This is a genomic window from Pseudomonas sp. TE6288 (assembly GCF_054062095.1).
Map to the genome: position 1 here is coordinate 135005 of NZ_JBSSEW010000011.1, position 24685 is coordinate 159689.

A 24685-nucleotide genomic window follows, 5' to 3' on the forward strand; every position below is an offset into this window, starting at 1 on the left:
AACAACTGTGGGAGCGTGCCTGCCCTGCGATGACGTTGGTGGTTTCACCTTCGCCATCGCGGGGCAAGCCCGCTCCCACAAGGGTACTGCGTCAGGCGTCGCTTACTTGACGACGACCTTGCCCTTCATCATCGAGATGTGGCCAGGGAAGGTGCAGAAGAAGCTGTAGTCGCCACCGGCTTCCAGCTTGGAAGTATCGAGCTTGAAGGTGTCTTTTTCGCCGGCACCGATCATCTTGGTGTGGCCGATGATCGCGGCGTTGTCGGCCTTGATGTAATCCTTGTCCAGGCCTTGCGACATGCCTTCGGTGGCGATGGCCTGCATGTCGGCGGTCTTGCTGATGACCAGGTTGTGGCCCATGACGTTCTTCGGCAGGCTGCCACCGTGGGTCAGTTCGATCTCGACGGTCTTGCAGCTCTTGTCGACGGTGAATTCCTTGGTGTTGAACGACATCTGGTCGGTCGAGTCGACAGTCACCTTGCAGTCGGCGGCAAAGACGGAGGCGCTGGCGAGGGTCAGCAGGGATACCGCTACAGCTTTCGCAAACATCATGAATCTCCTTGGCAGGGTTTTATCAATTGCGAGACTGCCTGAAAACCGGACGCTCGTACCTGATATGGGTCAAGAGGTGTCAAGTCGCCAGCCAGTAGATTTGTTCAATGGATTGTATACAACCAATCAAAGTGCACATCATGCCCTCTTGATAGACGATGGGACAACCTCTCATTTAGGAGTTAAATGAAATGTCCCTTACCAGCTTCATGAAGAGCCTGCTGGCCGCCTATGCCCACGGAGCCAGTGGTGCAATCTGCGAGTTCGCCCGTCCCGAATGATCCCCTTGGAACCGACAGGCATGCGCCTTACCCTGTGCGCGCATGTAAAGGGAGATAAGCAATGCCTGTACGTTCCGTTTGTGTCTTCTGTGGCGCCAGCATCGGTGCCAACCCTGCCTACCGTGAAGCCGCCGTCGCCCTCGGCCAGGCCATCGCACGCCGTGGCCTGACGCTGGTGTACGGCGGCGGCGCGGTCGGCCTGATGGGCACCGTCGCCGATGCCGCCATGGCTGCCGGAGGTGAAGTCGTCGGCATCATCCCGCAAAGCCTGATGAACGCCGAAATCGGCCACAAGGGCCTGACCCGCCTGGAGGTGGTGGACGGCATGCATGCGCGCAAGGCGCGCATGGCCGAACTCAGCGACGCCTTCATCGCCCTGCCGGGTGGCCTGGGTACGCTGGAGGAGCTGTTCGAGGTATGGACCTGGGGGCAGCTGGGCTATCACGCCAAGCCGCTGGGCCTGCTGGATGTGAATGGGTTCTATGCGAAGCTCGGCGGGTTCCTCGACCATATTGTCGAGGAAGGCTTCGTGCGACCACAGCACCGGGCAATGCTGTTGCTCGGGAAGCGGCCGGATGAGTTGCTGGACGGGATGGACAGCTTCGTTGCACCCGTGGTGCCGAAGTGGGTCGGCCAATTGCCACTCGGATAAGTACCCAGGATGCTTCTCCTCCAGTGCGTTGATCTGCAATCATCCAGTTTATCAATCTGGAAAATCACACCATCGCTCCGGACAATGGACCATTTTGGTGATTAAATAGTGCATCTCCCACGCCGCGCCCTCAGGAGCTCAGCCGTTGTTGACGCTGGTAATTCCCGTCTACCGAAACGAAGATTCGATTCCTGACCTACTCCAAGCACTTCGTGAGCTGAATCGACAGCTTGATGGTGAGCTGGAAGTAGTTTTCGTCATCGATGGCAGCCCAGACTGTTGTTACCAAATTCTGCGCGACTGTTTGGCCACTGGGCCCCTGCGTTCGCAATTGGCGCTGCTGTCACGCAACTTCGGCTCGTTCATGGCGATTCGCATGGGTCTCCAGTTAGGCCAGGGTGATCGCTTCGCGGTAATGGCAGCAGACCTTCAGGAACCGCCACAACTGGTTCTGGAAATGAATAAGGTTCTACTTGAGCGCCCTGTGGATGTAGTCATCGGTGTACGCGAAAGCCGCGACGATCCCTGGCCCAGCCGGCTGGCCGCTAACGTTTTCTGGGGCCTTTACAGACGCTACGTGGTTCCTGAGATACCACCCGGCGGCGTAGACATCTTTGCTTGCAACAAGACGTTCCGCGACACCCTGTTGACTCTGGAAGAGCGCCACAGCTCGCTCGTTTCGCAAATTTTCTGGCTGGGCTATCGACGCCAGGTCGTATCCTATGTGCGGCGGCAGCGGCAACACGGCCGTTCGGCGTGGACGGTACGGAAAAAACTCAACTACCTCATGGACAGCGTGTTCTCGTTCACCGACCTGCCGATACGCTTGCTGGTCCGAATCGGTGGTGGGGGAGCGTCACTGGCAGCGCTATTCGCTGTATTCGTGCTCTTCGCCAGACTTCACGGCATGATCGAAGTCCCCGGCTATGCCATGACCATGCTGATGATCACCTTCCTCGGCTGCCTCAATCTCCTAGGATTGGGCATCGTTGGCTCCTACGCGTGGCGTGCTTACGAAAACTCCAAGAACAGGCCCCTTGCGATACCGATGCGTATCGAGCATTTCGGTCCCGACCACCAGTGAACGGCCCAACGAGCTGCTCTGCCCCTATAGGGAATGATCGGTAAATGCTCCGAGGTTTACTGAGGCATCCACTTCCACGCTTTCTTCTTTCCGGCGGGCTCAACACTGTTGCTACCTATGCGCTGTATCTGCTGCTATTGAGTATCTTGCCTTACCGACTCAGCTACTCAGTTGCATTCGTCACCGGTATTGTCGTTGCCTACGTACTGAATCGCACATTTGTCTTCCAAAGTCATCGCGGGATCAAGTCAGTTGCGTGGATGCCCATGCTGTATCTGCTCCAATACCTGATAGGCATGCTGGTCGTCTGGCTCTGGGTCGAACAGCTTGGCTGGCCTCAAGAGCCGGCACCGCTGGCAGCGATCCTCGTCACTGTTCCAATAAATTTCGTTCTCTCGAGTTTTGCATTCATGAAACGCATCGGCAAAGAATAAAAGTGATGGCTACCTGGTTCCGCGTCCTAAGATCCTGGCGGCATCGCTCTATGCCCAGCAGCCTCATGATCGGGCTACTCTATGCGCTGCTGTTGGCGGTGCTGTACAGCATCGTAGGCCACATTCCAGTCAATGAAGGGAGGGGCTGGGACGGTCAGGTTTATCTCCAGTACATAGAATTGCTGGGCCATGGCCAAGCCATCGTCGGCGATCCCTATCGCAGCATCCGGATGTCTGGCTTTCTACCGTTGATCGGCGCCTCCGCCCTCGGTGTGCCTGCCAATTCCTTGAGCACGGCTCAGGCCGTTCTGAACATCATCCTGATCTCAACTTCTGCCGGCATGCTCCACGACACCCTGAGACAACTAGGTGTCGCTCCACGGGCTGCACTTCTTTCGCTGGCTACTGGGTTGCTGGCGTGGCCACTGCTGATTATGCCGTTCTACTATCCGGTACTCAGCGACAATGTCGCACTGGTAGTCAGCTGTCTTTGCCTATGGTGCTGGACACGAGGCCTTCAGTTCCCACTCTATACGCTTCTGGCGTATTCAGTCTGGGTTTTGCCGGGCTTGTTCCTGATCCCACTGGCACTGGCCGCCATGCCCAGAAATTTCGATCACAGCAGCGCGACATCTTTTAGCCCGAGACTGACCTTGCTGCTCTTCGCGGTGAGCCTACCCTTCGTCTTATCGCTCGTCATCAGCCTTGCAGGGCAACTCAGTGACGATGAAGTTGCCAGCCACAGCGCACACCTAGGGGGCCAAACAGCGCTGATTTCCTTACGCACACTGTCTTTCATGGCTCTCGTGACCAGCATCACCGTCGTGGTATGGCTTGGCGCACGCAGCGTGGTCGACAGCAGTTTCTGGAAAAGCGTTAGACCAACCAGCGCACTGGTCGCTGCGCTGGTGCTGGCCGCAAGCGCAGTGGCAATGTATCTGCTGATCGATTGGACCAATGGGTTCCAAGGGCCGCCGCTCCTGCATTACATGTTTATGCAGAGCCTGGCGGCTCCCTTCAAACCATTAGTGGCGCACTTCCTCAGCTTCGGCCCCGTCATCATCATCGCGATGGCAGGATGCATCGCCTGGGGTCTCGGAAAGTACCGGTACTTGCCCAAAGCACTTCTGGCAAGCCTGGTGTGTTTCCTTCCCCTGATGTTGGTAGGCTCGGAAAGTCGTCAATGGGTCGGCGCCCTCCCTGTCGCCATCGTGGTAGCGGCGATAATGCCGCTGAGTCTCTTGCAACGCCTGTGCTGCCTGGCCTTTGCCCTTTTGCTTGCACTCCCTTCACTTTGGCTGACGCCTGCCCTGGGACGAGCACTGGGACAAGGCGCTAGCTTCCAGAGTAGTGACTGGCAGCTCTATTTCGGGCGCAATGGACCCTGGATGTCCATCGAAACATATGAACTTGGAGCCTTCATGCTCGCGGCCTTTTGCCTGACGCTGACTGCATGCTGGGCCCAGGCCCAGCGCCGCTCAAGAGTGCTCGAGGACAGCGAGCGAACCTGACTCAAAAAGTTCGCTACACCACTCGACACTTATATCCTTTCAGCGCGGAATCACCGGCTGGCGCGGCTTCTTGCCCTTGCCGCCACCACCCTTGGCCGCTTCCTTGCGCTCCTTGGCCGCCTGCTGGTTGCGGGCGAACGCCTCGGCCTTGGCTTTCTCGCGCTTGTCCCACGGCTTGCTGCCATCGCTGGCACGCGGCGGCAGGCCGGTGTGCTGGGTGAGGATCTTCTGGTCCTTGCCCACCTTGTGGCTGCCGGCCGGAGTCGAGTTCTTGCGCCGCGCGCTCTGGTAAGTGTCGGTCGCCGGCTGGTGCAGCGGGATCAGCTGGTGCTTGCCTGGCCCGATCAGGTCGGCGCGGCCCATGCGCTGCAGCGCCTCGCGCAGCATCGGCCAGCCCTTTGGATCGTGATAACGCAGGAACGCCTTGTGCAAGCGGCGCTGCTCCTCGCTCTTGACGATCTCCACCCCTTCGCTCTTGTAGGTGACCTTGCGCAGCGGGTTCTTGCCCGAATGGTACATGGCGGTGGCCGAAGCCATCGGCGACGGATAGAACGCCTGCACCTGGTCGGCGCGGAAGCCATTGCCCTTGAGCCACAGGGCCAGGTTCATCATGTCTTCGTCGGTGGTGCCCGGGTGGGCGGCGATGAAGTAAGGGATCAGGTACTGCTCCTTGCCCGCCTCTTTCGAGAACTTCTCGAACATGCGCTTGAAGCGGTCGTAGGTGCCGATACCCGGCTTCATCATCTTGTCCAGCGGACCACGCTCGGTGTGCTCCGGGGCGATCTTCAGGTAACCGCCGACGTGGTGGGTGACCAGCTCACGCACGTACTCCGGCGACTCGACCGCCAGGTCGTAGCGCAGGCCCGAGGCGATCAGGATCTTCTTGACCCCCGGCAGGGCACGAGCCTTGCGATACAGCTCGATCAGCGAGCTGTGGTCGGTGTTGAGGTTCTCGCAGATGCCCGGGAACACGCAAGAAGGCTTGCGGCAGTGCTTCTCGATGTCGTGGCTCTTGCAGGCGATGCGGTACATGTTGGCGGTCGGGCCGCCGAGGTCGGAGACCACGCCGGTGAAGCCCGGCACCTTGTCGCGCATCTCCTCGATCTCGTGCAGGATCGATTCGTGGGAGCGGTTCTGGATGATCCGGCCTTCGTGCTCGGTGATCGAGCAGAAGGTGCAGCCACCGAAGCAGCCACGCATGATGTTCACCGAGAAGCGGATCATCTCGTAGGCCGGGATGCGCTCCTTGCCATACGCCGGGTGCGGGATGCGCGCATAGGGCATGCCGAACACATAGTCCATCTCTTCGGTGGTCATGGGAATGGGTGGCGGGTTGAACCACACATCCACCTCGCCATGCTTCTGCACCAGGGCGCGGGCGTTGCCCGGGTTGGTCTCCAGGTGCAGCACGCGGTTGGCGTGGGCATAGAGCACCGGGTCGTTGCGCACCTTCTCGAACGACGGCAGGCGGATCACCGACTTCTCGCGGGTGACGCTCGGGCTGTCGAGGATCTGCACGACCTTGGCTTCGTTCGGGTCTTCCTGGTCGCCCTTGGCCTGCTCGATGGCACAGGCCTGGGTGTCCTGGGTGTTCACGTACGGGTTGATGATCTTGTCGACGCGGCCCGGGCGGTCGATACGGGTGGAGTCGATCTCGAACCAGCCCTGCGGGGTGTCGCGACGAATGAACGCGGTGCCGCGCACATCGGTGATGTGCTCGATGCTTTCACCCTGGGACAGGCGCTGGGCAACCTCGACGATCGCGCGTTCGGCGTTGCCGTACAGCAGGATGTCGGCGCTGGCGTCGACCAGGATCGAGTGGCGGACCTTGTCCTGCCAGTAGTCGTAATGGGCGATACGGCGCAGCGAGGCCTCGATGCCGCCTAGCACGATCGGCACATGCTTGTAGGCTTCCTTGCAGCGCTGGCTGTACACCAGGCTGGCGCGGTCCGGACGCTTGCCGGCCAGGCCGCCGGGGGTATAGGCGTCGTCGGAACGGATCTTCTTGTCCGCGGTGTAGCGGTTGATCATCGAGTCCATGTTGCCCGCCGCGACCCCGAAGAACAGGTTCGGCTCGCCGAGCTTCATGAAGTCGTCCTTCGACTGCCAGTTCGGCTGGGCGATGATGCCCACCCGGAAGCCCTGGGCCTCGAGCAGGCGGCCGATGATGGCCATGCCGAACGATGCGTGGTCGACGTAGGCGTCACCGGTCACGATGATGATGTCGCAGGAATCCCAGCCGAGCTGATCCATCTCCTCCCTGCTCATCGGCAGGAACGGCGCTGGCCCGAAGCATTCGGCCCAGTACTTGGGATAGTCGTAGAGTGGTTTGGCTGCTTGCATGTCAGTGACCGGTTCTAATGTGCAGGAAAATCGCGGGCGCGGAATATAGCACAAATTTTGACCAAATCCGACGGTGGTGGTCGGATTCATCTGTAGCTTCCACTGGCCCTATCGCCGGCAAGCCGGCTCCCACAGGAGCGCTGCTGCCGGGGATAGGCTCGGTGATTACTCGTCGTCGTCGAAGTTGTACATGCCCGGTGCGAGGTTCTCGAAGCGGGTGTACTTGCCGATGAACGCCAGGCGAATGAAGCCGATGGGGCCGTTACGCTGCTTGCCGATGATGATCTCGGCCACGCCCTTGTGCTCGGTCTCGGGGTGATACACCTCGTCACGGTAGACGAACATGATCACGTCGGCGTCCTGCTCGATCGCACCCGATTCACGAAGGTCGGAGTTGACCGGGCGCTTGTTGGGGCGCTGCTCGAGGGAGCGGTTGAGCTGTGACAGGGCGATTACCGGGCAGTTGAATTCCTTGGCCAGCGCCTTGAGCGAGCGGGAGATCTCGGAAATCTCGTTGGTCCGGTTGTCACCTGCCGAACCCGGGATCTGCATCAGCTGCAGGTAGTCGACCATGATCATGGCGATCTCGCCGTGCTCGCGGGCCAGGCGGCGGGTGCGCGCACGCATTTCCGATGGGCTGATGCCGGCGGTATCGTCGATGAACAGCTTGCGGTCGTTCAGCAGGTTGACCGCCGAGGTCAGCCGCGGCCAGTCGTCGTCGTCCAGCTGACCGGAACGCACCTTGGTCTGGTCGATGCGCCCCAGGGACGACAGCATACGCATGATCAGCGATTCACCGGGCATCTCGAGGGAGAACACCAGCACCACCTTGTCGCTGCGCAACACGGCGTTTTCCACCAGGTTCATGGCGAAGGTGGTCTTGCCCATCGACGGACGGCCCGCGACGATGATCAGGTCGGCCGCCTGCAGGCCGCTGGTCTTCTCGTCGAGGTCGGTATAACCGGTGGAAACCCCGGTAATGTCGCTGTCGGAGTTGAACAGCGTATCGATACGGTCGATCGCCTTGGTCAACAGCTCGTTGACCCCCACCGGCCCACCGGTCTTCGGCCGCGCCTCGGCAATCTGGAAGATCTGCCGTTCAGCGTCGTCGAGGATCTCTTCGGCGTTACGCCCCTGGGGGTTGAAGGCGTTGTCGGCGATATCGGTACTGATGCTGATCAGCTGTCGCAGCGTGGCCCGCTCGCGGATGATCGCGGCATAGGCCTTGATGTTGGCTACCGACGGGGTGTTCTTGGCCAGCTCGGCCAGATACGCCAGGCCGCCGACCTGGGTGGACACGCCTTCCTTGTCCAGTTGCTCGTGCAGGGTGACCACGTCGAACGGCTGGTTCGCATCCACCAACTTGTGGATGGCGCGGAAGATCAGGCGATGGTCATGCCGATAGAAATCGCCGTCCGACACCTGATCCAGCACCCGTTCCCAAGCGTTGTTGTCCAGCATGAGGCCACCGAGCACGGCCTGTTCGGCCTCGATGGAATGCGGCGGCACCTTCAGGGCAGCGGTTTGCAGGTCGAGTTGTTCGGGGGTGGTGATCTCGTTCATGGCCACGAAAGAATTCTGGAAGATGAAAAAGACAAAGGGCACGGCCTGCGCAAAACAGGACCGTGCCCGATGTTAACCGCCTGGCCCGCGAGGGACCAGCCGATTACGCAGCTTAGGCAGCTACGACGACCACACGTACGGTGGCTTCAACGTCGCTGTGCAGGTGCACGGCTACGTCGTATTCGCCAACCTGACGGATGGTGCCGTTCGGCAGACGAACTTCAGCCTTGGCCACTTCAACGCCGGAGGCGGTCAGGGCGTCAGCGATGTCGTGGGTGCCGATCGAACCGAACAGCTTGCCTTCGTCGCCAGCGGTGGCAGTGATGGTCACTTCCAGCTCGGCCAGTTGGGCAGCGCGGCTTTCAGCCGAAGCTTTTTTCTCTGCGGCGGCTTTTTCCAGCTCGGCGCGGCGTTCTTCGAACGCGGCCAGGTTGGCGGCGTTGGCAACGGTGGCCTTGCCGAATGGCAGCAGGAAGTTACGGCCGTAACCAGCCTTAACGTTTACTTTGTCGCCCAGGTTGCCCAGGTTGGCGACTTTTTCCAGCAGGATCAGTTCCATTTGGTAAAACCTCTTAACTTTTAACCTTCACCGTTCGCGGAGTCGTCACCCTGTGAAGGGGACTTGCGACCGCGAAAATCAATCAGGCTGTCGACAATGGCCAGAACCACGAGCAACGGATACATCAGCTGCATGAGCAGCGGCAACGTCACGTACATCCCCACCAGCCAGAAACCGGCCAGTCGCCCTTGTGCCACCAGCCCGTGAATCAGGGCGATGCCAGCGAGCAGCAGCACCAGGCTGGACGCACTGGCCAGGACGATGAACTGAGACCCGATGAACGGGCCCAACACCATCAATGACACCAGCACCAGCATGGGTACCAGCGGCAGCCTCAGTTCGCGAAACTCGCGCCCGAAACCACCGGGGTTGTACAACGCAGCCTGCCAATAGCGCGCCAGCATCAAGGCCAGCAGGCTGAACAGCTGCAGCATTACCGCACTGGAAGCGACCAGCAAAGGGCCGATCAGCTCACCAGGTAGTACTGGTTGGCCCTCGAACTGCGGCAGGGCTTTTTCAAGCGCCTTGGCCAGCACCTCGAAGGTTTCGCGCATCACCGCATCCAGGATCAGGCTGTACAGCAAGCCTAATGCGACACTGGACAGCAGTACCCGGGTCCAGGAATGCCCGGCGCGCAACGAGGCGGCCAGACCCAGCGTTCCCAAAAGCACCAGCAAGGTGCTCGGTTCGCCGAAGAACCCCATGATCAACGCTGGCAAAAGGCCCCAGGCGATGACCGATGAAGCGTCCTTGAACCCGCGCCGCAGGAGCACAAGGCTCCCGGCAGCGGCACTCAACCAGAACAGCAGCGGCAGTACCGCGCTGATGACCACCACGAGGGTGGCCTGCACACGACCGCGCATGATGAAACTTGCCAACGCTCGCATGCTTATCCCTTGCTACTTAGTCGACGACCCGGTCTCAGCGGCCGTGGCTGTCGGTGTAGGGCAGCAGGGCCAGGAAGCGGGCGCGCTTGATAGCGGTGGCCAGCTGACGCTGATAACGAGCTTTGGTACCGGTGATGCGGCTTGGAACGATCTTGCCGGTTTCGGATACGTAAGCTTTCAGGGTGTTGAGATCTTTGAAGTCGATCTCTTTCACGTCTTCAGCAGTGAAGCGGCAGAATTTACGACGACGGAAGAAACGTGCCATGTAATAGGCTCCTCAAAAGGTCCGTGGATTACTCGTCAGCGTTATCGCTGTTGTCGCTGTCATTGCTGTCGTCGCCTTCGGCGCCATCAGCATGCTCAGGACGTTCACGACGCTCACGGCGCTCGCTGCGGTTCTCTTCTGCCTTGAGCATCTCGGACGGGCCGGTGACGGCTTCGTCGCGACGGATGACCAGGTTACGGATCACGGCATCGTTGTAGCGGAAGTTGTCTTCCAGCTCGGCCAGGGCCTTGCCGGAGCACTCAACGTTCAGCATCACGTAGTGAGCCTTGTGAACATTGTTGATTGCGTAGGCCAGTTGACGACGGCCCCAGTCTTCCAGGCGGTGGATCTTGCCACCATCTTCTTCGATCAGCTTGGTGTAACGCTCAACCATGCCGCCGACTTGCTCGCTCTGGTCCGGGTGAACCAGGAAGATGATTTCGTAATGACGCATGAATGCTCCTTACGGGTTAGTAGTCTGCCAGCAACCTGGTCAGACAAGGAGTGAATGACACTGTATGTCTTGCCCTAGAGAGAAGGCACATGCGCGCCTGCCAGCTCGGCAAGGGGCGCAATTGTAGAGAAGCCGGGAAGGACAAGCAAGGAGGTTGGCGAATATTTGAACAGCCGGAAACATATTCGCCCAATAGGCCGCAAGCCTGAGAAACAACGCGGGAGCGGCGGTGCGCCGCTCCCGCACACGATCAGATCAGCGCTTGACCTGACGCTGCCTCACGGCCTCGAACAGGCACACCCCGGTGGCCACCGAAACGTTCAGGCTGCTGACGCTGCCGCCCATCGGCAATTTCACCAGGAAATCACAGTGTTCACGGGTCAGGCGGCGCATGCCCTTGCCTTCGGCCCCCATGATCATCACCAGCGGACCGGTCAGGTCCTGCTGGTAGATTTCCTGCTCGGCCTCGCCAGCGGTACCGACCACCCACAGTCCGCGCTGCTGGAGTTTCTCCAGGGTACGCGCCAGGTTGGTCACGGCCACCAGCGGCATCACCTCGGCGGCGCCGCAGGCCACCTTGCGCACCACGCCGGTCAGGGTCGCGGACTTGTCCTTGGGGATCACCACGGCAGTCGCCCCGGCCGCATCGGCGGTGCGCAGGCAGGCGCCGAGGTTGTGCGGATCGGTAACGCCATCGAGCACCAGAATCAGTGGCGGCGTCTCGGTGCGCTCGAGCAACTCGTCGAGCATCGCCTCGCCCCAGACCTGGCTCGGGCTCACCTCGGCGACCACCCCCTGGTGTACACCTTCGACCCAGGCGTCGAGCTCACGGCGCTCGGCCTGGCCGACCTGGACGCGGTTCTGCGCAGCCAGCTCCAGCAGGGCCTGGATGCGTGGCTCACTGCGCCCTTCGGACAGCCAGATCTGCTTTACCCGCTTGGGGTGGTGTTGCAGCAGCGCCTGCACGGCATGCACGCCGTAGATCTTTTCCAGCTGACTCATGACTTGTTCTTGCCCTTGCGTGGCGCGCCGGACTTGGGCGGCCCCTTGCGATGCTTGGTCGGCTTGCCGGACGACTTGCCACCTTTTTCCGACTTGCCGCCGGCATGGCCGCTGGCACGCGCCTCGCCCATCAGCGCCTTCTTCATTTCACGGCTCTTGCGCACCTCGGCATTGCGCTGCACGGCGTCTTTCGGGAAGTACGCCTCGGAGGCCTCGCTCTTGCGGCTGCGCGGCTTGGGCGAAATCTTCGCTTCGGCGGCAGGCGCCTGCTCGGCCACCGGCTGCGCGGCAGCGCGTGGCTTGCGGCCGACCGGCGCGGTGACGGTCTTCTCCGACATTTCGAAGTCGATCTTGCGCTGCTCGAGGTCGACACGCATGACCTTCACCTCGACCGTGTCGCCCAGGCGGAAGCTGCGGCCGCTGCGCTCACCGGACAGGCGGTGATGCACCGGATCGAAGTGGTAGTAGTCACCCGGCAAGGCGCTGACATGCACCAAGCCTTCGACATAGATGTCGGTCAGCTCGATGAACAGGCCAAAGCCGGTCACCGCAGTGATCACACCTGGGAAGGTCTCGCCGACGCGATCACGCATGTACTCGCACTTGAGCCAGTTGACCACGTCGCGGGTAGCCTCGTCGGCGCGGCGCTCGGTCATCGAGCACTGCTCGCCCATCTGCTCGAGGCTGTTCTCGTCGTACGGGTAGATGCGCGCCTTGGGAATGCTCATGGCACCGGCACGCTTGACGTGCGGGGTGTCGACCTTGGAGCGGATCACGCTGCGGATGGCGCGGTGCACCAGCAGGTCCGGGTAACGCCGGATCGGCGAGGTGAAGTGGGTGTAGGCCTCGTAGTTCAGACCGAAGTGACCGTTGTTCTCGACGCTGTACACCGCCTGGCTCAGCGAGCGCAGCATGACAGTCTGGATCAGGTGGAAGTCCGGGCGCCCGGCGATGCTCGCCAGCAGCGCCTGGTAGTCCTTCGGCGAAGGATCCTTGCCTTTGTGCAGGCTCAGGCCCAGCTCACCGAGGAATGCGCGCAACTTCTCCAGGCGCTCGGGCGGCGGGCCGTCGTGCACGCGGTACAGCGCAGGCACATTGTGCTTCTGCAGAAACTCGGCCGTCGCGACGTTGGCCGCCAGCATGCACTCTTCGATCAGCTTGTGGGCGTCGTTGCGCACGGTCGGACGAATTTCGTCGATCTTGCGGTCATCGCCAAAGATGATCCGGGTTTCCTGGGTTTCGAAGTCAATCGCGCCGCGGGTGTGACGGGCCGCCAGCAGCACCTTGTACAGGGCGTACAGGCTCTTCAGGTCCGGCAGCACCGCGCTGTACTCCTCGCGCAGGGCCTTGCCTTCGCGGGTGCGGGAATGCTCGAGCATGCTGCTGACCTTGTTGTAGGTCAGGCGCGCATGGGAGTGGATCACACCCTCGTAGAACTGGTAGTCGACCATCTGGCCGGCCTTGTTGATGGTCATTTCGCAGACCATGGCCAGGCGATCGACGTGCGGGTTCAGCGAGCACAGGCCGTTGGACAGCTCTTCGGGCAGCATCGGCACGACGCGCTCGGGGAAGTACACCGAGTTACCCCGTTGCTGCGCTTCGGTATCCAGGGCCGAACCCAGGCGCACGTAGCTGGAAACGTCAGCGATCGCCACGTACAGGCGCCAGCCGCCGGAGAACATGCGCAGCTTGCCGAGCGGCTCGCAATACACCGCATCGTCGAAGTCGCGGGCGTCTTCGCCGTCGATGGTGACGAAAGGCAGATGGCGCAGGTCGATGCGCTTCTCTTTATCTTTCTCCTCGACTTCGGAGCGGAACTTGCGCGCTTCCTTGATCACCTCCTGCGGCCAGACATGCGGGATGTCATAGCTGCGCAGGGCGATGTCGATCTCCATGCCCGGCGCCATGTAGTTGCCGATCACCTCGACCACATCACCCTGCGGCTGGAAGCGCGGGGTTGGCCAGTGGGTGATCTTGATCGACACGAACTGGCCGATCTTGGCGCCGCCGTTGCGCCCGGCGGTGACCAGCACTTCCTGCTGGATCTTCGGGTTGTCGGGGGTCACATAGCCGATGCCGCCCTCTTCGAAGTAACGGCCGACCACGCTTTCGTGGGCGCGGGAGATGACTTCCACCAGCACACCTTCGCGGCGGCCACGGCGGTCCACGCCGGAAACACGGGCCAGGCCGCGGTCGCCGTCGAACACCAGGCGCATCTGCGACGGGCTGAGGAACAGGTCTTCGCTGCCATCGTCGGGAATCAGGAAGCCGAAACCGTCGCGGTGGCCGGACACGCGGCCACAGATAAGGTCAAGCTTGTCCACCGGGGCATAGGTGCCGCGCCGGGTATAGATAAGCTGACCGTCGCGCTCCATGGCACGCAGGCGGCGGCGCAGGGCTTCGATCTGGTCTTCTTCGTAAAGACCGAACTCTTCGGCCAGCTGTTCGCGGGCAGCCGGCTCGCCACGGTCGGCGAGGCGCTGCAGGATCAGCTCACGGCTGGGGATAGGGTTGTCGTATTTTTCCGCTTCGCGAGCGGCCTCGGGATCGAGGGATTGCCAATCGGCCATCAGAAGGGGTTCACCTTGGGGTATATAGATATGAATTCTGGCATAGGCGTATTGAAACCGGAAATGTCAGCCTTGGACAGCCCCGGCGTGGTATCCGCCGAACGGAAATAGGCGCGTGGAATCAACGGGTTGAATTTTTTGAATTTTTTTTCGATCAGGGGCTTTACAGCCATCAGGAGCGTCCGTATAGTGCGCACCACAACGACGGACAACCCCGAAGTTGTAGTAGAGATGAACGACGCTGTAAAGCATCTTTTAATCTCGAATGTGTGCCCAGGTGGCGGAATTGGTAGACGCGCTGGTTTCAGGTATCAGTGACTTAACGGTCGTGGAAGTTCGAGTCTTCTCCTGGGCACCAAAAATTTTCAAGTAACAGATGACCAAGGATCTGTTACTACTGTGTGAAAGCAGACGAAAGTCGCCTTCAGCAGACGATGCAAAGCTTTGCCCAGGTGGCGGAATTGGTAGACGCGCTGGTTTCAGGTATCAGTGACTTAACGGTCGTGGAAGTTCGAGTCTTCTCCTGGGCACCATACAAAAACCCACTAGCTTGCTAGTGGGTTTTTTCTTGCCTGCGATTTCATGTCGCCGGGCAGCCCCCCCTCCTTCGTCTACCCATGAATTTCCCGTCATGCGCCCATTTGAGAAACAATTTCGTTTACCATTGTTTCCAAATATGTAGCCGTAAGCGAGGAAGCACCCGCATGACGATCCGCCCGCAACCGCTGATGCGCACCCTGGCCGCCGCAGTCCTGAGCCTGGTGATCGGCGCTCCGGCCGCCCTGGCAGACGAACCAGTCACGTTGACAATGTACAACGGCCAGCACAAGGAAATCGGTGAAGCCATCGCCAAGGCCTACGAGGCCAAGACTGGCATCCATATCAATATCCGCAAGGGCAGCAGCAACCAGCTGGCCAGCCAGATCATCGAGGAAGGCGAACGCTCGCCGGCCGACATCATCTATACCGAAGAGTCGCCACCGCTGAACAACCTGGGCGAACTGGGCCTGCTGGCGAAGATCGACGACGCCACCCTGAACATGCTGCCCAAGGAGTACGTGGGCGCCAACGGCACCTGGATGGGCGTCACCGCGCGCACCCGCGTGGTGGTCTACAACCCGAAGAAGATCGATGAGAAGGACCTGCCGACCACGGTGATGGATTTCGCCGGCCCCGAATGGGACGGCCGTGTCGGCTACGTGCCCACCAGCGGCGCCTTCCAGGAACAGGCGGTGGCCATCCTCAAGATGCACGGACGCGAAGCCACCGAAGAATGGCTGACCGGCCTGAAAGCCTTCGGCAAGACCTACACCAACAACATGGTCGCACTGAAGGCCGTGGAAAAAGGCGAAGTCGCCGCGGTACTGGTGAACAACTACTACTGGTACGCCCTGGAGCGCGAGCGCGGCAAGCTCGATTCCAAGCTGTACTACCTGGCCGACGGCGACGCGGGCAACCTGGTGACCATCTCCGGTGCCGCCGCGGTCAAGGCCAGCAAGCACCCGAAAGAAGCACAGGCCCTGCTCAACTGGATGGCCAGCGAAGAAGGCCAGCGCGTGATCACCCAGACCACCGCCGAATACCCGCTGCATAAAGGCATGGTTTCCGACCGTGGCCTGAAGCCGTTCGATGAGCTGCGCCCGCCGAAGATCTCGCCGGCCGACCTTGGCAATGCCGAGGAAGCCATCGAACTGGAACGTGAGGTTGGCCTGCTCTGATGACTGCCGCCCTGCCCTCACCCGCCTTGGCGCGCTTTGTCCCCAAGCGCAAGCGCCCGTCCACCTGGGTGGTGCTGCCCGTGCTGTTCCTGGTGGCCATGAGCCTGCTGCCATTGCTGTACGTCGGGCTCAAGGCCTGGGATGCCGGCTGGCATGAAGCCCTGCGCCTGCTATGGCGTCCGTTCGTGTGGGGCTTGCTGCGCAACACCCTGCTGCTGATGGTCGGCGTCACCGCGCTGTGCCTGGTGGTGGGCGTGGCCCTGGCCTGGCTGCTGGAGCGCAGCGACCTGCCGGGCCGACGCCTGTGGGGCGTGGTGCTGTGCCTGCCATTCGCCGTGCCATCGTTCGTCAGCAGCTTCACCTGGGTGTCGCTGAGCTCGGACTTCGAAGGACTGGGCGGGGCGATCCTGGTGATGGCGCTGTCGAAGTACCCACTGGTGTTCCTGCCGGTGGCCGCCACCCTGCGCAACCTGGATACCGCGCTGGAGGAGTCGGCGCGCACTCTGGGCTGCAGCCGCTGGGGCGTGTTCCGCAAAATCACCCTGCCGTTGCTGTGGCCGTCGATGCTCGGCGGCGGGCTGCTGATTGCCCTGCACATGCTGGTGGAGTTCGGCGCCCTGTCGATCCTTGGCCTGCAGACCTTCACCACAGCGATCTACCAGCAGTTCGAGCTGGAGTTCAGCAACGCCAACGCGGCGATGCTCTCAGCGGTGCTGCTGGTGCTGTGCCTGGCAATGCTATGGCTGGAACTGCGGGTACGCGGCAAGGCGCGCCATGTGCGCATTGGCCAGGGCGTGGCACGCCGCGCTCAACCCTTGCGGCTGCGCGGCTGGATGCCTCTGAGCCAGCTGTTCTGCCTGGCACTGGCGGTGCTGGGCAGCGGCATTCCGCTAGCCATGCTCGGCTACTGGCTGAGCGTGGGCTCATCGGCGGCCTTCCCGGTCGCGGCCATCGGCAAGGCCCTGGGCACCTCGCTGTCGGTGTCATTGGGTGGCGCCGGCTTCTGCGTGCTGCTGGCCTTGCCAATCAGCTTTCTGGTGGTGCGCTACAAGGGGCGTCTGGCGATCTGGGCCGAGCGTTTGCCGTACCTGCTGCACGCCCTGCCCGGGCTGGTGATCGCGCTGACCCTGGTGTTCTTCGCCCTGCATTACGTGCCGGCGCTGTACCAGACCACCGCGCTGCTGATCCTGGCCTACGCCTTGCTGTTCCTGCCGCTGGCACAGTCGCCGGTACGCACCGCACTGAACAAGGCCTCGCCAACTCTGGAAGAGGCGGCGCGTACCTTGGGCGCCACCAGCTTCGCAGCCTTCTGCCGGGTTACCTTGCCGATCATCTTCCCGGCAATGGCAGCGGCTTTCGCCCTGGTGTTCCTGGATGCGATGAAGGAGTTGACCGCCACCCTGCTGCTCAGCCCGACCGGGATGACCACATTGGCCACCGAGGTATGGGCGCATACCGCCAACGTCGAGTTCGCGGCGGCGGCGCCTTATGCGGCGTTGCTGATCGTGGTGTCGGGGTTGCCGGTGTATCTGCTGACTACCAGGATGTACCTGAACAAGGCGTGACAGCCTCCCCTTGGGGGCGCGTTGCGTCCCTTTTGCCGCGGTTCGTCGCCACGACAAGCCGACTCCCACCCCTACCGCGTCGCTCTCAAGCCCGCACTGTAATTGTGGGAGCCGGCTTGCCGGCGATGAAGCCCCCACCTTTCCTCAGGCCCTGAACTGCCCCAGGCTGGCCCGCAACTGCGCCGCCAAGTCATCCAGTACCTTGCTGCTGGCCGTGGTCTGCATCACCACCTCGGCCGAACGCTCGGCCTGGGCATGGATGGTTTCGACTCGCCCACGCACGGCCTGCGCGCCGCTGGCCTGCTGCTCGGCCGCTCGCGTGGCCAGGCCGATCGCCGCATGCACCTGCTCGACCGCAGTCTGCACCGATTGCTGGCGCCGCTCATTGTCGCGCAACACCAGCAAGCCTTCACTGGCCTGGCGCCCGGCCTGGCTGATGGTCGCCACCGCCTCCTTGGCGCCTTGCTGCAGCGCAGCGATATGCGACTGGATATCCCCGGTCGAGCTCTGCGTCTTGCTCGCCAAGGCACGCACCTCATCGGCCACCACGGCGAAACCGCGCCCGGTCTCTCCGGCCCGCGCAGCTTCGATAGCAGCGTTAAGCGCCAACAGGTTGGTCTGCTCGGCAATGCCATGGATCACCGTCAGCACCACCTCGATCTGCTCGCTCTGCTTGGCCAGCCGCTCGATCACCTGGGAGCCGGTCTGCACTTCGCCGGCCAGGTTCTCGATCAACCTCGCCAATTGCGTCGAGGCACGACTGTTCTCGTCGGTCGCCTGGCGAATATCCACCACCTGCTGCAATGCCGCCTGCATGGCATGGCTCTCGGCCTGGGCCTCGTCAGCCATGCTCGACAGGTCGCGCAGGCTGGCAGCCACTTCGTCGCGCTGCAACGCGGCGGCGGCATCGGCCCCGGCGTTGCGCTGGGCCATGCTGTCGATCTCCACGCCGGTACGCTGCGCCACTTCGCCGGCCTCGCGGACGATCGGCTGCAGCTTGTCGACGAAGCGGTTGACCGCCGAGGCCATGTCGCCGATCTCGTCACGGCTGTCGAGCTTGACGCGCTTGGTCAGGTCGCCTTCGCCGGCGGCCAGGTCGTTCAACGCGGCGATCAGCAGGCCGAGCTTGCTCAGGACGCGGCGCCCGAGCACCACCGCCACCACCACCAGCACACCCAGACCGACCAGCACCAGACCCAGGCCGATGCGCCAGCGCAGCTCGGCGGCGGCATCACGCACGGTCTGCGCGGTATTGGCCTGCATGGCCGTGGCGCTGTGCTGGGCTGTCTCCAGGCGCGCACGCAAGGCCTTGCCACTGTCGGCGGCGGCGGCTACCAGGCTGTCCCCGACCAGTTGCTCGCCACTGGCGATCAAGGCCGCGAAGCGCTGATCCAGGGCCTTGAGCTCCTGGTCGATGCCCGCGGTCGACACGCCCATCAGCACCTTGCCGATCTCTGCGCCATTGGGGTTGATCGACGCTTCGACGAAGTACACCGACGGATCCTTGCGCGCGGCATCCAGCACCTTGTCCAGCGCCCGCTCACCCTGGCCCTTTTCCATCAATGCCTGGTTGATCGGGTTCTGCCGGTTGAGGTAGCGGGTCAGGTGCTGGCCCTGGGCATCGTCGTAGATCACGAACAGCACATTGGGATTGCGCTGGGCACGGCGAGCGAAGTCCGAGAGCATCGGCACGTCGTTGTCCCAGATCGCCCGTGGCGCGACCGAAGCCAACAGATCGGCCATTTCATGAGCCGAGTCCCTGAGATTTTCCTCCAGCGTTGCGCGCAACTGCTGCTGCTCATCCTGCAGGCGGCTGGACAGGCCCGCACTCAAACGCTGGCGCGTACTGACGGAAAGGCTGTCGAGCCCAGCCCGGACATCCTCCCCGGCCTGCTCCAGTTCGGCAGCCAGTTTCTGGCTGTCATTGCCTAGGCGCGCCCCCAAATCGGCCTCCAGGGCGGTGACCGTGCTCCGCGTCAGTGCAACGGCAACCAGCACCTGCACCAGAAGAGCGATACCAAGCGCAACAAACACAGGCCGCAAGAGGCGGCTTCGTAACAGTGAAAGGATGGCAGACACGTTGTAACCCTCGTGTTTCTGGCGCCATTACTTTGATGGCATCTACAGAAACTTCTTACAGCAAGGGTTGTGCCTGAGACAGCAGGTATAAATGCCAAAGGTATGAGGTAATTATCCATGGCAGCGAAATTGCCCACGCCGATGCCATGCGCGGGGCAAGTCCGCCGCTACTTCGTACCCCATATGAAAACGCCGCGCCTCCTTGCGGGGGCGCGGCGTTCAGTCAGCTAGCGAGTAGCTGATCAGGCGAACGGATGACGCAGCACGATGGTTTCGTTGCGGTCCGGGCCAGTCGAGATGATATCGATCGGCGCGCCGACCAGTTCCTCGATGCGCTTGATGTAGTTGCGCGCGGCCTGCGGCAGCTCTTCCAGGGTTTTAACGCCCAGGGTCGACTCGCTCCAGCCTGGCATCTCTTCGTACACCGGCTCCAGGCCGATGTAGCTGTCGGCATCGGAAGGCGCGTCGATGACTGCACCGTTCTCGTTCTTGTAGCCAACGCAGATGTTGATGGTTTCCAGGCCGTCCAGCACATCCAGCTTGGTCAGGCAGATGCCCGAGATGCTGTTGACGTCGATGGCGCGACGCAGGATCACGGCATCGAACCAGCCGCAACGACGGGCACGGCCGGTGGTGGAGCCGAACTCGTGGCCACGCTTGGCCAGAGTGGCGCCGGTCTCGTCGAACAGCTCGGTCGGGAACGGACCGGAACCGACGCGGGTGGTGTAGGCCTTGGTGATGCCCAGGATGTAGTCCAGGTACATCGGGCCAACGCCGGAACCGGTGGAGATGCCGCCGGCGGTGGTGTTGGAGCTGGTGACGTACGGGTAGGTACCGTGGTCGATGTCCAGCAGCGAGCCCTGGGCGCCTTCGAACATGATGTCCTTGCCGGCGCGGCGCAGGTTATGCAGTTCGGCGGTGACGTCGAGCATCATCGGCTTGAGCTGCTCGGCATAGGCCATGCACTCGTCCAGTGTCTGCTGGAAGTCGATGGCCGGCTCTTTGTAGTAGTTCACCAGCTGGAAGTTGTGGTAGTCCAGCAGCTCACCGAGCTTGGCGGCGAAGCGCTCACGGTGGAACAGGTCGCCGACGCGCAGCCCGCGACGGGCCACCTTGTCTTCGTAGGCCGGGCCGATACCACGACCGGTGGTGCCGATCTTGGCTTCGCCGCGGGCTTTTTCACGGGCCTGGTCGAGGGCCACGTGGTACGACAGGATCAGCGGAGCAGCCGGGGAAATGCGCAGGCGCTCGCGCACCGGTACGCCCTTCTCTTCCAGCTTGGTGATTTCACGCATCAGGGCATCCGGGGCAACGACCACGCCGTTGCCGATCAGGCATTGCACGCCTTCACGCAGGATGCCGGACGGAATCAGGTGCAGAACAGTCTTCTCACCGTTGATCACCAGGGTGTGGCCCGCGTTGTGGCCACCTTGGTAGCGCACGACGGCGGCAGCATGTTCGGTCAGCAGATCGACGATCTTGCCTTTGCCCTCATCACCCCACTGGGTGCCCAGGACGACGACATTCTTACCCATTACATTTGTCCTCATTCACGCAAACTTGGTGCCGGCCCATTGCCGGCGAAGAATCTCAATGGGTCAGCGGCAGAACCTGCCAGCGCCCGTCTTGCTGAATCAATTGCCGATCACAATCCGCCTCGAGGGCAGCACTCAGCGGCTGGCCAGGCAAAGCCTGGACCACTCGCTGGCCCTCGTTGCGCAACTGGCAGACCATCTGCCAGAGGGCCGCATCGCTGCTGTCGGGCATCCAGATGCCGCCAACAGGCAATACGACCTCCGCTCGCCCCAGTGTGACCAGGGTCTTCAAATCCGTGGAGAATCCGGTGGCCGGGCGTGCCCGGCCAAAATCGGCGCCGATGTCGTCATAGCGGCCGCCCTGGGCGATCGATTGACCTTCGCCAGGCACGAACACGGCGAACACCACGCCAGTGTGATAGTGGTAGCCGCGCAGTTCGCCGAGGTCGAAGTACAGTGGCAGATCCGGGTAGCGCGAAGCCAGGCGGTCGGCGATCGCCAACAGGTCGTCCAGCGCCGCCAGCACGCTGGCCGGGGCACGGCCCAGGCGCACACGGGCCTCGGCCAGCACTTCACGGCCACCGCACAGTTCGCACAGGGCGCGCAGCATGTTGCCCAGGTCCTTCGGCAGGTCTGCGGTCAGCGCCTGCACTTCATCGACGGCCTTGCGCTGCAGGGCATCGAACAGTTGTTGCTCGACCGCGCCGGACAGGTTGGCGGCACGGGCCAGGCCGCGATAGATACCGACATGGCCAAGGTCCATGTGCACATCGGCGACATCGGTCAGCTGCAGTGTGGCGAGCATCAGGCTGATGACTTCGACATCGCTGGTAGGGCTGGCGTCGCCGTACAGCTCGGCGCCCAGCTGGATCGGGCTACGCGAGGTCGACAAGGCACGCGGCTGCGCATGCAGCACGCTGCCGGCATAGCACAGGCGGCTCGGGCCTTCACGGCGCAGGGTGTGGGCGTCGATGCGCGCCACCTGCGGCGTGAAGTCGGCACGGAAACCCATCAGGCGGCCGGACTGCGGGTCGACGACCTTGAAGGTACGCTGGTCCAGGTCCTGGCCGGCGCCGGTGAGCAGCGACTCCAGGTACTCGATATGCGGGGTGACGACCAGTTCGTAACCCCAACTCTGGAACAGGTCCAACACCTGACGACGCGCGATCTCGATGCGCGCCGCCTCAGGTGGCAGTACTTCCTCGATGCCATCTGGCAGTAGCCAGCGGTCTACCGTTGCCATTACGCCATTTCCCCTCTGGTCCGGGCGGCCAGCCAGCTGGCGAGCCGTGAGTAAAGCAGGCATTGACGCACAACAGCGGGCAGCACCGATCCCAGCGCAACCACCGTAGCCAATACCCTCGAATTGCCTTGCGACCTGACCAAACCGTCAACTGGCCGTTTGCCAATCAACCTTGCAGACGCAAAAAAGCCGGGAATTTCCCGGCTGACTCATCATACACCCCTTTTCATTCAGGATGCACCCCGCCAGGCATTTTAGCTGCCCGGCGGGGCGAATCCCTCATGAGAGCACGATCAGGGCTTGCTCTTGTCCAGGAACCTGAAGAACTCGTTCTTCGAATCCAGGACCAGTACATCGCTCTTGCTGGAGAAGCTTTCGCGGTAGGCCTTGAGGCTACGGTAGAACGCGTAGAAATCGGCGTCCTGCGTGTAGGCCTTGGCATAGATGGCAGCCGCCTGGGCATCGCCATCACCACGGGTCTCTTCCGCTTCGCGGTACGCTTCGGCCAGCAGCACTCGGCGCTGACGATCGGCGTCGGCACGAATACCTTCGGCCAGCTCGTTACCCTTGGCGCGATGCTCGCGGGCTTCACGCTCGCGCTCGGTGCTCATGCGGTCGAACACGCTGCGGTTGACTTCCTTGGGCAGGTCGATGGCCTTGACGCGAACGTCGACCACTTCGATACCCAGCTCCTTGCTGGCCATGCGGTTCAGCGACGCGGTGATGTCTGCCATCAGCGCATCACGTTCACCGGAAACCACTTCGTGCAGGGTGCGCTTACCAAACTGGTCACGCAGGCCGCTCTCCAGACGACGCGACAGGCGCTCGTCGGCGATCTGCTTCATACCCGAGGTTGCGGTATAGAAGCGCTCGGCGTCCTTGACTCGCCATTTGGCGTAGGCATCGACCATCACCGCTTTCTTCTCCAGCGTCAGGAAACGCTGGGTCGGTGCGTCGAGGGTCATCAGGCGGGCGTCGAACTTGCGCACCTGGTTCACGTACGGCACCTTCACGTGCAGGCCAGGCTGGACATCGGCCTTGACCACGCGGCCGAACTGCAGCAATACCGCGCGTTCAGTCTGCGAAACGATGTAGAAGCAGTTCCAGGCGGCGATCGCCAGCACCACGGCGCCGATCAGGGCGAACAGTGACTTATTGCTCATCAGCGGCTCTCCCTGGAACGCAGCGGCGGTTGTGGTTGCAGGTCCTGCGCGGCACGCGCGGCGGCGTCATTGACCGACGGCGATACGCTGCTGGCCGGCGCTGCACTGTTGCCACGGCTGCCTTCGACCATCTTGTCCAACGGCAGGTAGAGCAGGTTGTTCTGCCCGTCCTTGGCCGTGACCAGAACCTTGCTGGAGTTGCTGTAGACCTCCTGCATGGTATCCAGGTACAGACGCTGGCGCGTGACCTCCGGTGCCTTGCGGTACTCGGCGACCAACTTGGTGAAGCGATCGGCCTCACCCTTGGCGCGGGCAATGACTTCATCACGGTAGCCGTTGGCGTCCTCGATGATGCGCTGCGCCTGGCCACGGGCCTCCGGTACCACACCATTGGCGTAGGACTCGGCCTGGTTGCGCGCACGCTGCTCGTCCTCACGGGCACGGATCACGTCGTCGAAGGCTTCCTGCACTTCACGCGGGGCTGCCGCGCTCTGTACGTTGACCTGGGTGACAGTGATACCGGTGCGGTAGGTGTCGAGGAAACGCTGCAGGCGCTCGCGGATATCCACCGCCATCTGCTCGCGGCCTTCGGTCAGCACCTGGTCCATCGAGGTGGAACCCACCACGTGGCGCAGGGCGCTTTCGGTCGCATGCTGCAGGCTGACTTCCGGCTGGTCGACGTTGAGCACGAAGTCCTGCAGGTTGCTGATGCGGTACTGCACGGTCAGTGGCACTTCGACGATGTTTTCGTCTTCGGTGAGCATCTGCCCCTGCTTGGTGTACGCCCGCTCGCGGGTCACGTTTTCCATGTACTTGCGGTCGATCGGCGGGAAATAGATATTCAGGCCGGGACCAACGGTCTCGTAGTACTTGCCGAAGCGCAGCACCACGGCCTGCTCCTGCTCGTCCACGACATAGACGGCGTTATACAGCCAGATTGCCGCCAGAGCCGCCAGGCCGATGCCCAGCAGGCCATAGCCGCCACCCTTGCCGATATTGCGGTCACCGCCGCCGCCACGTTTCTTGCCACTGCCGAACATGCCGTTCAGGCTGTCCTGCAGCTTGCGGAAGGCCTCGTCCAGATCCGGTGGACCTTTCTTGTCGCCACCACCGCCGCCACCATTACGGCGGCCGCCCCAGGGATCCTGATTGTTCGAGTTGCCACCCGGCTCGTTCCAAGCCATAGCGCTCTCCATCTGATAAAGCAAAGACGCGCCCACGGCGC

20 protein-coding genes, 2 tRNA genes and 2 pseudogenes are annotated in these 24685 nt (G+C 62.1%); 8 read left to right on the top strand and 16 right to left on the bottom strand.

Annotation, left to right across the window (positions count from 1 at the left end; translation table 11 throughout):
• Positions 1-102: 102 nt before the first annotated feature.
• Positions 103-549, bottom strand: coding sequence for an azurin (azu, locus tag ACVWY1_RS13415; protein ID WP_102683950.1), 447 nt, complete (start codon positions 547-549; stop codon positions 103-105).
• A gap of 345 nt (positions 550-894) precedes the next feature.
• On the opposite strand from azu, the gene ACVWY1_RS13420 reads away from it, so the two are divergent.
• The 4 genes from ACVWY1_RS13420 to ACVWY1_RS13435 all read left to right on the top strand — a co-directional run bounded on the left by ACVWY1_RS13420 (position 895) and on the right by ACVWY1_RS13435 (position 4514).
• On the top strand, positions 895-1485 hold the full coding sequence (locus tag ACVWY1_RS13420) for an LOG family protein (RefSeq protein WP_277502172.1): 591 nt from the start codon (positions 895-897) through the stop codon (positions 1483-1485).
• 145 nt (positions 1486-1630) lie between these two features.
• The gene (locus ACVWY1_RS13425; protein ID WP_102683948.1) at positions 1631-2569 is read left to right on the top strand and encodes a glycosyltransferase family 2 protein; all 939 of its coding nucleotides are present in this window, start codon (positions 1631-1633) and stop codon (positions 2567-2569) included.
• A gap of 44 nt (positions 2570-2613) precedes the next feature.
• Positions 2614-3003 (top strand): GtrA family protein, encoded by a 390-nt coding sequence (locus ACVWY1_RS13430; RefSeq protein ID WP_102683947.1) that lies wholly within the window; start codon positions 2614-2616, stop codon positions 3001-3003.
• 5 nt (positions 3004-3008) lie between these two features.
• Positions 3009-4514: a hypothetical protein gene (locus tag ACVWY1_RS13435; RefSeq protein WP_102683946.1), complete on the top strand. Its 1506-nt coding sequence runs from the start codon at positions 3009-3011 to the stop codon at positions 4512-4514.
• 39 nt (positions 4515-4553) lie between these two features.
• Here ACVWY1_RS13435 and ACVWY1_RS13440 read toward each other — a convergent pair whose 3' ends face one another.
• The 9 genes from ACVWY1_RS13440 to ACVWY1_RS13480 form a co-directional block, all read right to left on the bottom strand.
• The gene (locus ACVWY1_RS13440; RefSeq protein WP_110701825.1) at positions 4554-6857 is read right to left on the bottom strand and encodes a YgiQ family radical SAM protein; all 2304 of its coding nucleotides are present in this window, start codon (positions 6855-6857) and stop codon (positions 4554-4556) included.
• A gap of 165 nt (positions 6858-7022) precedes the next feature.
• Positions 7023-8420, bottom strand: a complete 1398-nt coding sequence (dnaB, locus tag ACVWY1_RS13445; RefSeq protein WP_102683944.1) for a replicative DNA helicase — start codon at positions 8418-8420, stop codon at positions 7023-7025.
• Between the two features lie 112 nt (positions 8421-8532).
• The gene (rplI, locus tag ACVWY1_RS13450) at positions 8533-8979 is read right to left on the bottom strand and encodes a 50S ribosomal protein L9 (protein ID WP_046854006.1); all 447 of its coding nucleotides are present in this window, start codon (positions 8977-8979) and stop codon (positions 8533-8535) included.
• 20 nt (positions 8980-8999) lie between these two features.
• Positions 9000-9866 (bottom strand): hypothetical protein, encoded by an 867-nt coding sequence (locus ACVWY1_RS13455; RefSeq protein ID WP_046854005.1) that lies wholly within the window; start codon positions 9864-9866, stop codon positions 9000-9002.
• Positions 9867-9900: 34 nt separating this feature from the next.
• Positions 9901-10131: a 30S ribosomal protein S18 gene (gene rpsR, locus ACVWY1_RS13460; protein WP_003249563.1), complete on the bottom strand. Its 231-nt coding sequence runs from the start codon at positions 10129-10131 to the stop codon at positions 9901-9903.
• Between the two features lie 28 nt (positions 10132-10159).
• Positions 10160-10585, bottom strand: coding sequence for a 30S ribosomal protein S6 (gene rpsF, locus ACVWY1_RS13465; protein WP_023629370.1), 426 nt, complete (start codon positions 10583-10585; stop codon positions 10160-10162).
• Positions 10586-10840: 255 nt separating this feature from the next.
• A complete protein-coding gene (rlmB, locus tag ACVWY1_RS13470; protein WP_104444841.1) occupies positions 10841-11587 on the bottom strand; it encodes a 23S rRNA (guanosine(2251)-2'-O)-methyltransferase RlmB in 747 nt (248 codons plus the stop codon).
• On the bottom strand, positions 11584-14157 hold the full coding sequence (gene rnr / locus ACVWY1_RS13475; RefSeq protein WP_139673819.1) for a ribonuclease R: 2574 nt from the start codon (positions 14155-14157) through the stop codon (positions 11584-11586). The genes rlmB and rnr overlap by 4 nt, the downstream gene beginning before the upstream one ends.
• Positions 14157-14330, bottom strand: a complete 174-nt coding sequence (locus tag ACVWY1_RS13480; RefSeq protein ID WP_158247513.1) for a hypothetical protein — start codon at positions 14328-14330, stop codon at positions 14157-14159. Before ACVWY1_RS13480 ends, rnr begins: the two co-directional genes overlap by 1 nt.
• 98 nt (positions 14331-14428) lie before the next feature.
• On the opposite strand from ACVWY1_RS13480, the gene ACVWY1_RS13485 reads away from it, so the two are divergent.
• The 4 genes from ACVWY1_RS13485 (at position 14429) to ACVWY1_RS13500 (ending at position 17440) form a co-directional block, all read left to right on the top strand.
• A tRNA-Leu gene (locus ACVWY1_RS13485) sits at positions 14429-14515 on the top strand.
• 88 nt (positions 14516-14603) lie between these two features.
• Positions 14604-14690 (top strand) — tRNA-Leu (locus tag ACVWY1_RS13490).
• 171 nt (positions 14691-14861) lie between these two features.
• A complete protein-coding gene (locus tag ACVWY1_RS13495; protein ID WP_023629373.1) occupies positions 14862-15875 on the top strand; it encodes an extracellular solute-binding protein in 1014 nt (337 codons plus the stop codon).
• Positions 15875-17440: an ABC transporter permease gene (locus tag ACVWY1_RS13500; protein ID WP_457378394.1), complete on the top strand. Its 1566-nt coding sequence runs from the start codon at positions 15875-15877 to the stop codon at positions 17438-17440. The genes ACVWY1_RS13495 and ACVWY1_RS13500 overlap by 1 nt, the downstream gene beginning before the upstream one ends.
• Before the next feature lie 144 nt (positions 17441-17584).
• On the opposite strand, the pseudogene ACVWY1_RS13505 reads toward ACVWY1_RS13500, so the two are convergent.
• The 6 genes and pseudogenes from ACVWY1_RS13505 to hflK form a co-directional block, all read right to left on the bottom strand.
• Positions 17585-18100 (bottom strand): annotated as a pseudogene (locus ACVWY1_RS13505) (methyl-accepting chemotaxis protein); the annotation flags it as partial.
• Positions 18101-18490: 390 nt separating this feature from the next.
• Positions 18491-19183 (bottom strand): annotated as a pseudogene (locus ACVWY1_RS13510) (methyl-accepting chemotaxis protein); the annotation flags it as partial.
• A 578-nt stretch (positions 19184-19761) separates the two neighbouring features.
• Positions 19762-21054, bottom strand: a complete 1293-nt coding sequence (locus tag ACVWY1_RS13515) for an adenylosuccinate synthase (RefSeq protein ID WP_028688256.1) — start codon at positions 21052-21054, stop codon at positions 19762-19764.
• 55 nt (positions 21055-21109) lie between these two features.
• Complete coding sequence (locus tag ACVWY1_RS13520) at positions 21110-22297, bottom strand: ATP phosphoribosyltransferase regulatory subunit (protein ID WP_102683938.1); 1188 nt, start codon at positions 22295-22297, stop codon at positions 21110-21112.
• Between the two features lie 293 nt (positions 22298-22590).
• Entirely contained in the window at positions 22591-23460 is an 870-nt protein-coding gene (gene hflC, locus ACVWY1_RS13525; RefSeq protein ID WP_023629896.1) for a protease modulator HflC, read from the bottom strand.
• The gene (gene hflK / locus ACVWY1_RS13530) at positions 23460-24644 is read right to left on the bottom strand and encodes an FtsH protease activity modulator HflK (protein WP_102683937.1); all 1185 of its coding nucleotides are present in this window, start codon (positions 24642-24644) and stop codon (positions 23460-23462) included. The genes hflC and hflK overlap by 1 nt, the downstream gene beginning before the upstream one ends.
• Positions 24645-24685: the final 41 nt, after the last annotated feature.

What these genes read in the sequence shown, in the direction of transcription:
- ACVWY1_RS13440 (WP_110701825.1), bottom strand. Translation starts at nt 6,857, where the DNA reads ATGCAAGCAGCCAAACCACTCTACGACTATCCCAAGTACTGGGCCGAA.
- ACVWY1_RS13435 (WP_102683946.1), top strand. Translation starts at nt 3,009, where the DNA reads ATGGCTACCTGGTTCCGCGTCCTAAGATCCTGGCGGCATCGCTCTATG.
- ACVWY1_RS13480 (WP_158247513.1), bottom strand. Translation starts at nt 14,330, where the DNA reads ATGGCTGTAAAGCCCCTGATCGAAAAAAAATTCAAAAAATTCAACCCG.
- ACVWY1_RS13455 (WP_046854005.1), bottom strand. Translation starts at nt 9,866, where the DNA reads ATGCGAGCGTTGGCAAGTTTCATCATGCGCGGTCGTGTGCAGGCCACC.
- dnaB (WP_102683944.1), bottom strand. Translation starts at nt 8,420, where the DNA reads ATGAACGAGATCACCACCCCCGAACAACTCGACCTGCAAACCGCTGCC.
- hflK (WP_102683937.1), bottom strand. Translation starts at nt 24,644, where the DNA reads ATGGCTTGGAACGAGCCGGGTGGCAACTCGAACAATCAGGATCCCTGG.
- rpsR (WP_003249563.1), bottom strand. Translation starts at nt 10,131, where the DNA reads ATGGCACGTTTCTTCCGTCGTCGTAAATTCTGCCGCTTCACTGCTGAA.
- ACVWY1_RS13495 (WP_023629373.1), top strand. Translation starts at nt 14,862, where the DNA reads ATGACGATCCGCCCGCAACCGCTGATGCGCACCCTGGCCGCCGCAGTC.
- rpsF (WP_023629370.1), bottom strand. Translation starts at nt 10,585, where the DNA reads ATGCGTCATTACGAAATCATCTTCCTGGTTCACCCGGACCAGAGCGAG.
- rlmB (WP_104444841.1), bottom strand. Translation starts at nt 11,587, where the DNA reads ATGAGTCAGCTGGAAAAGATCTACGGCGTGCATGCCGTGCAGGCGCTG.
- azu (WP_102683950.1), bottom strand. Translation starts at nt 549, where the DNA reads ATGTTTGCGAAAGCTGTAGCGGTATCCCTGCTGACCCTCGCCAGCGCC.
- ACVWY1_RS13515 (WP_028688256.1), bottom strand. Translation starts at nt 21,054, where the DNA reads ATGGGTAAGAATGTCGTCGTCCTGGGCACCCAGTGGGGTGATGAGGGC.
- ACVWY1_RS13500 (WP_457378394.1), top strand. Translation starts at nt 15,875, where the DNA reads ATGACTGCCGCCCTGCCCTCACCCGCCTTGGCGCGCTTTGTCCCCAAG.
- ACVWY1_RS13520 (WP_102683938.1), bottom strand. Translation starts at nt 22,297, where the DNA reads ATGGCAACGGTAGACCGCTGGCTACTGCCAGATGGCATCGAGGAAGTA.
- ACVWY1_RS13420 (WP_277502172.1), top strand. Translation starts at nt 895, where the DNA reads ATGCCTGTACGTTCCGTTTGTGTCTTCTGTGGCGCCAGCATCGGTGCC.
- ACVWY1_RS13430 (WP_102683947.1), top strand. Translation starts at nt 2,614, where the DNA reads ATGCTCCGAGGTTTACTGAGGCATCCACTTCCACGCTTTCTTCTTTCC.
- hflC (WP_023629896.1), bottom strand. Translation starts at nt 23,460, where the DNA reads ATGAGCAATAAGTCACTGTTCGCCCTGATCGGCGCCGTGGTGCTGGCG.
- rplI (WP_046854006.1), bottom strand. Translation starts at nt 8,979, where the DNA reads ATGGAACTGATCCTGCTGGAAAAAGTCGCCAACCTGGGCAACCTGGGC.
- rnr (WP_139673819.1), bottom strand. Translation starts at nt 14,157, where the DNA reads ATGGCCGATTGGCAATCCCTCGATCCCGAGGCCGCTCGCGAAGCGGAA.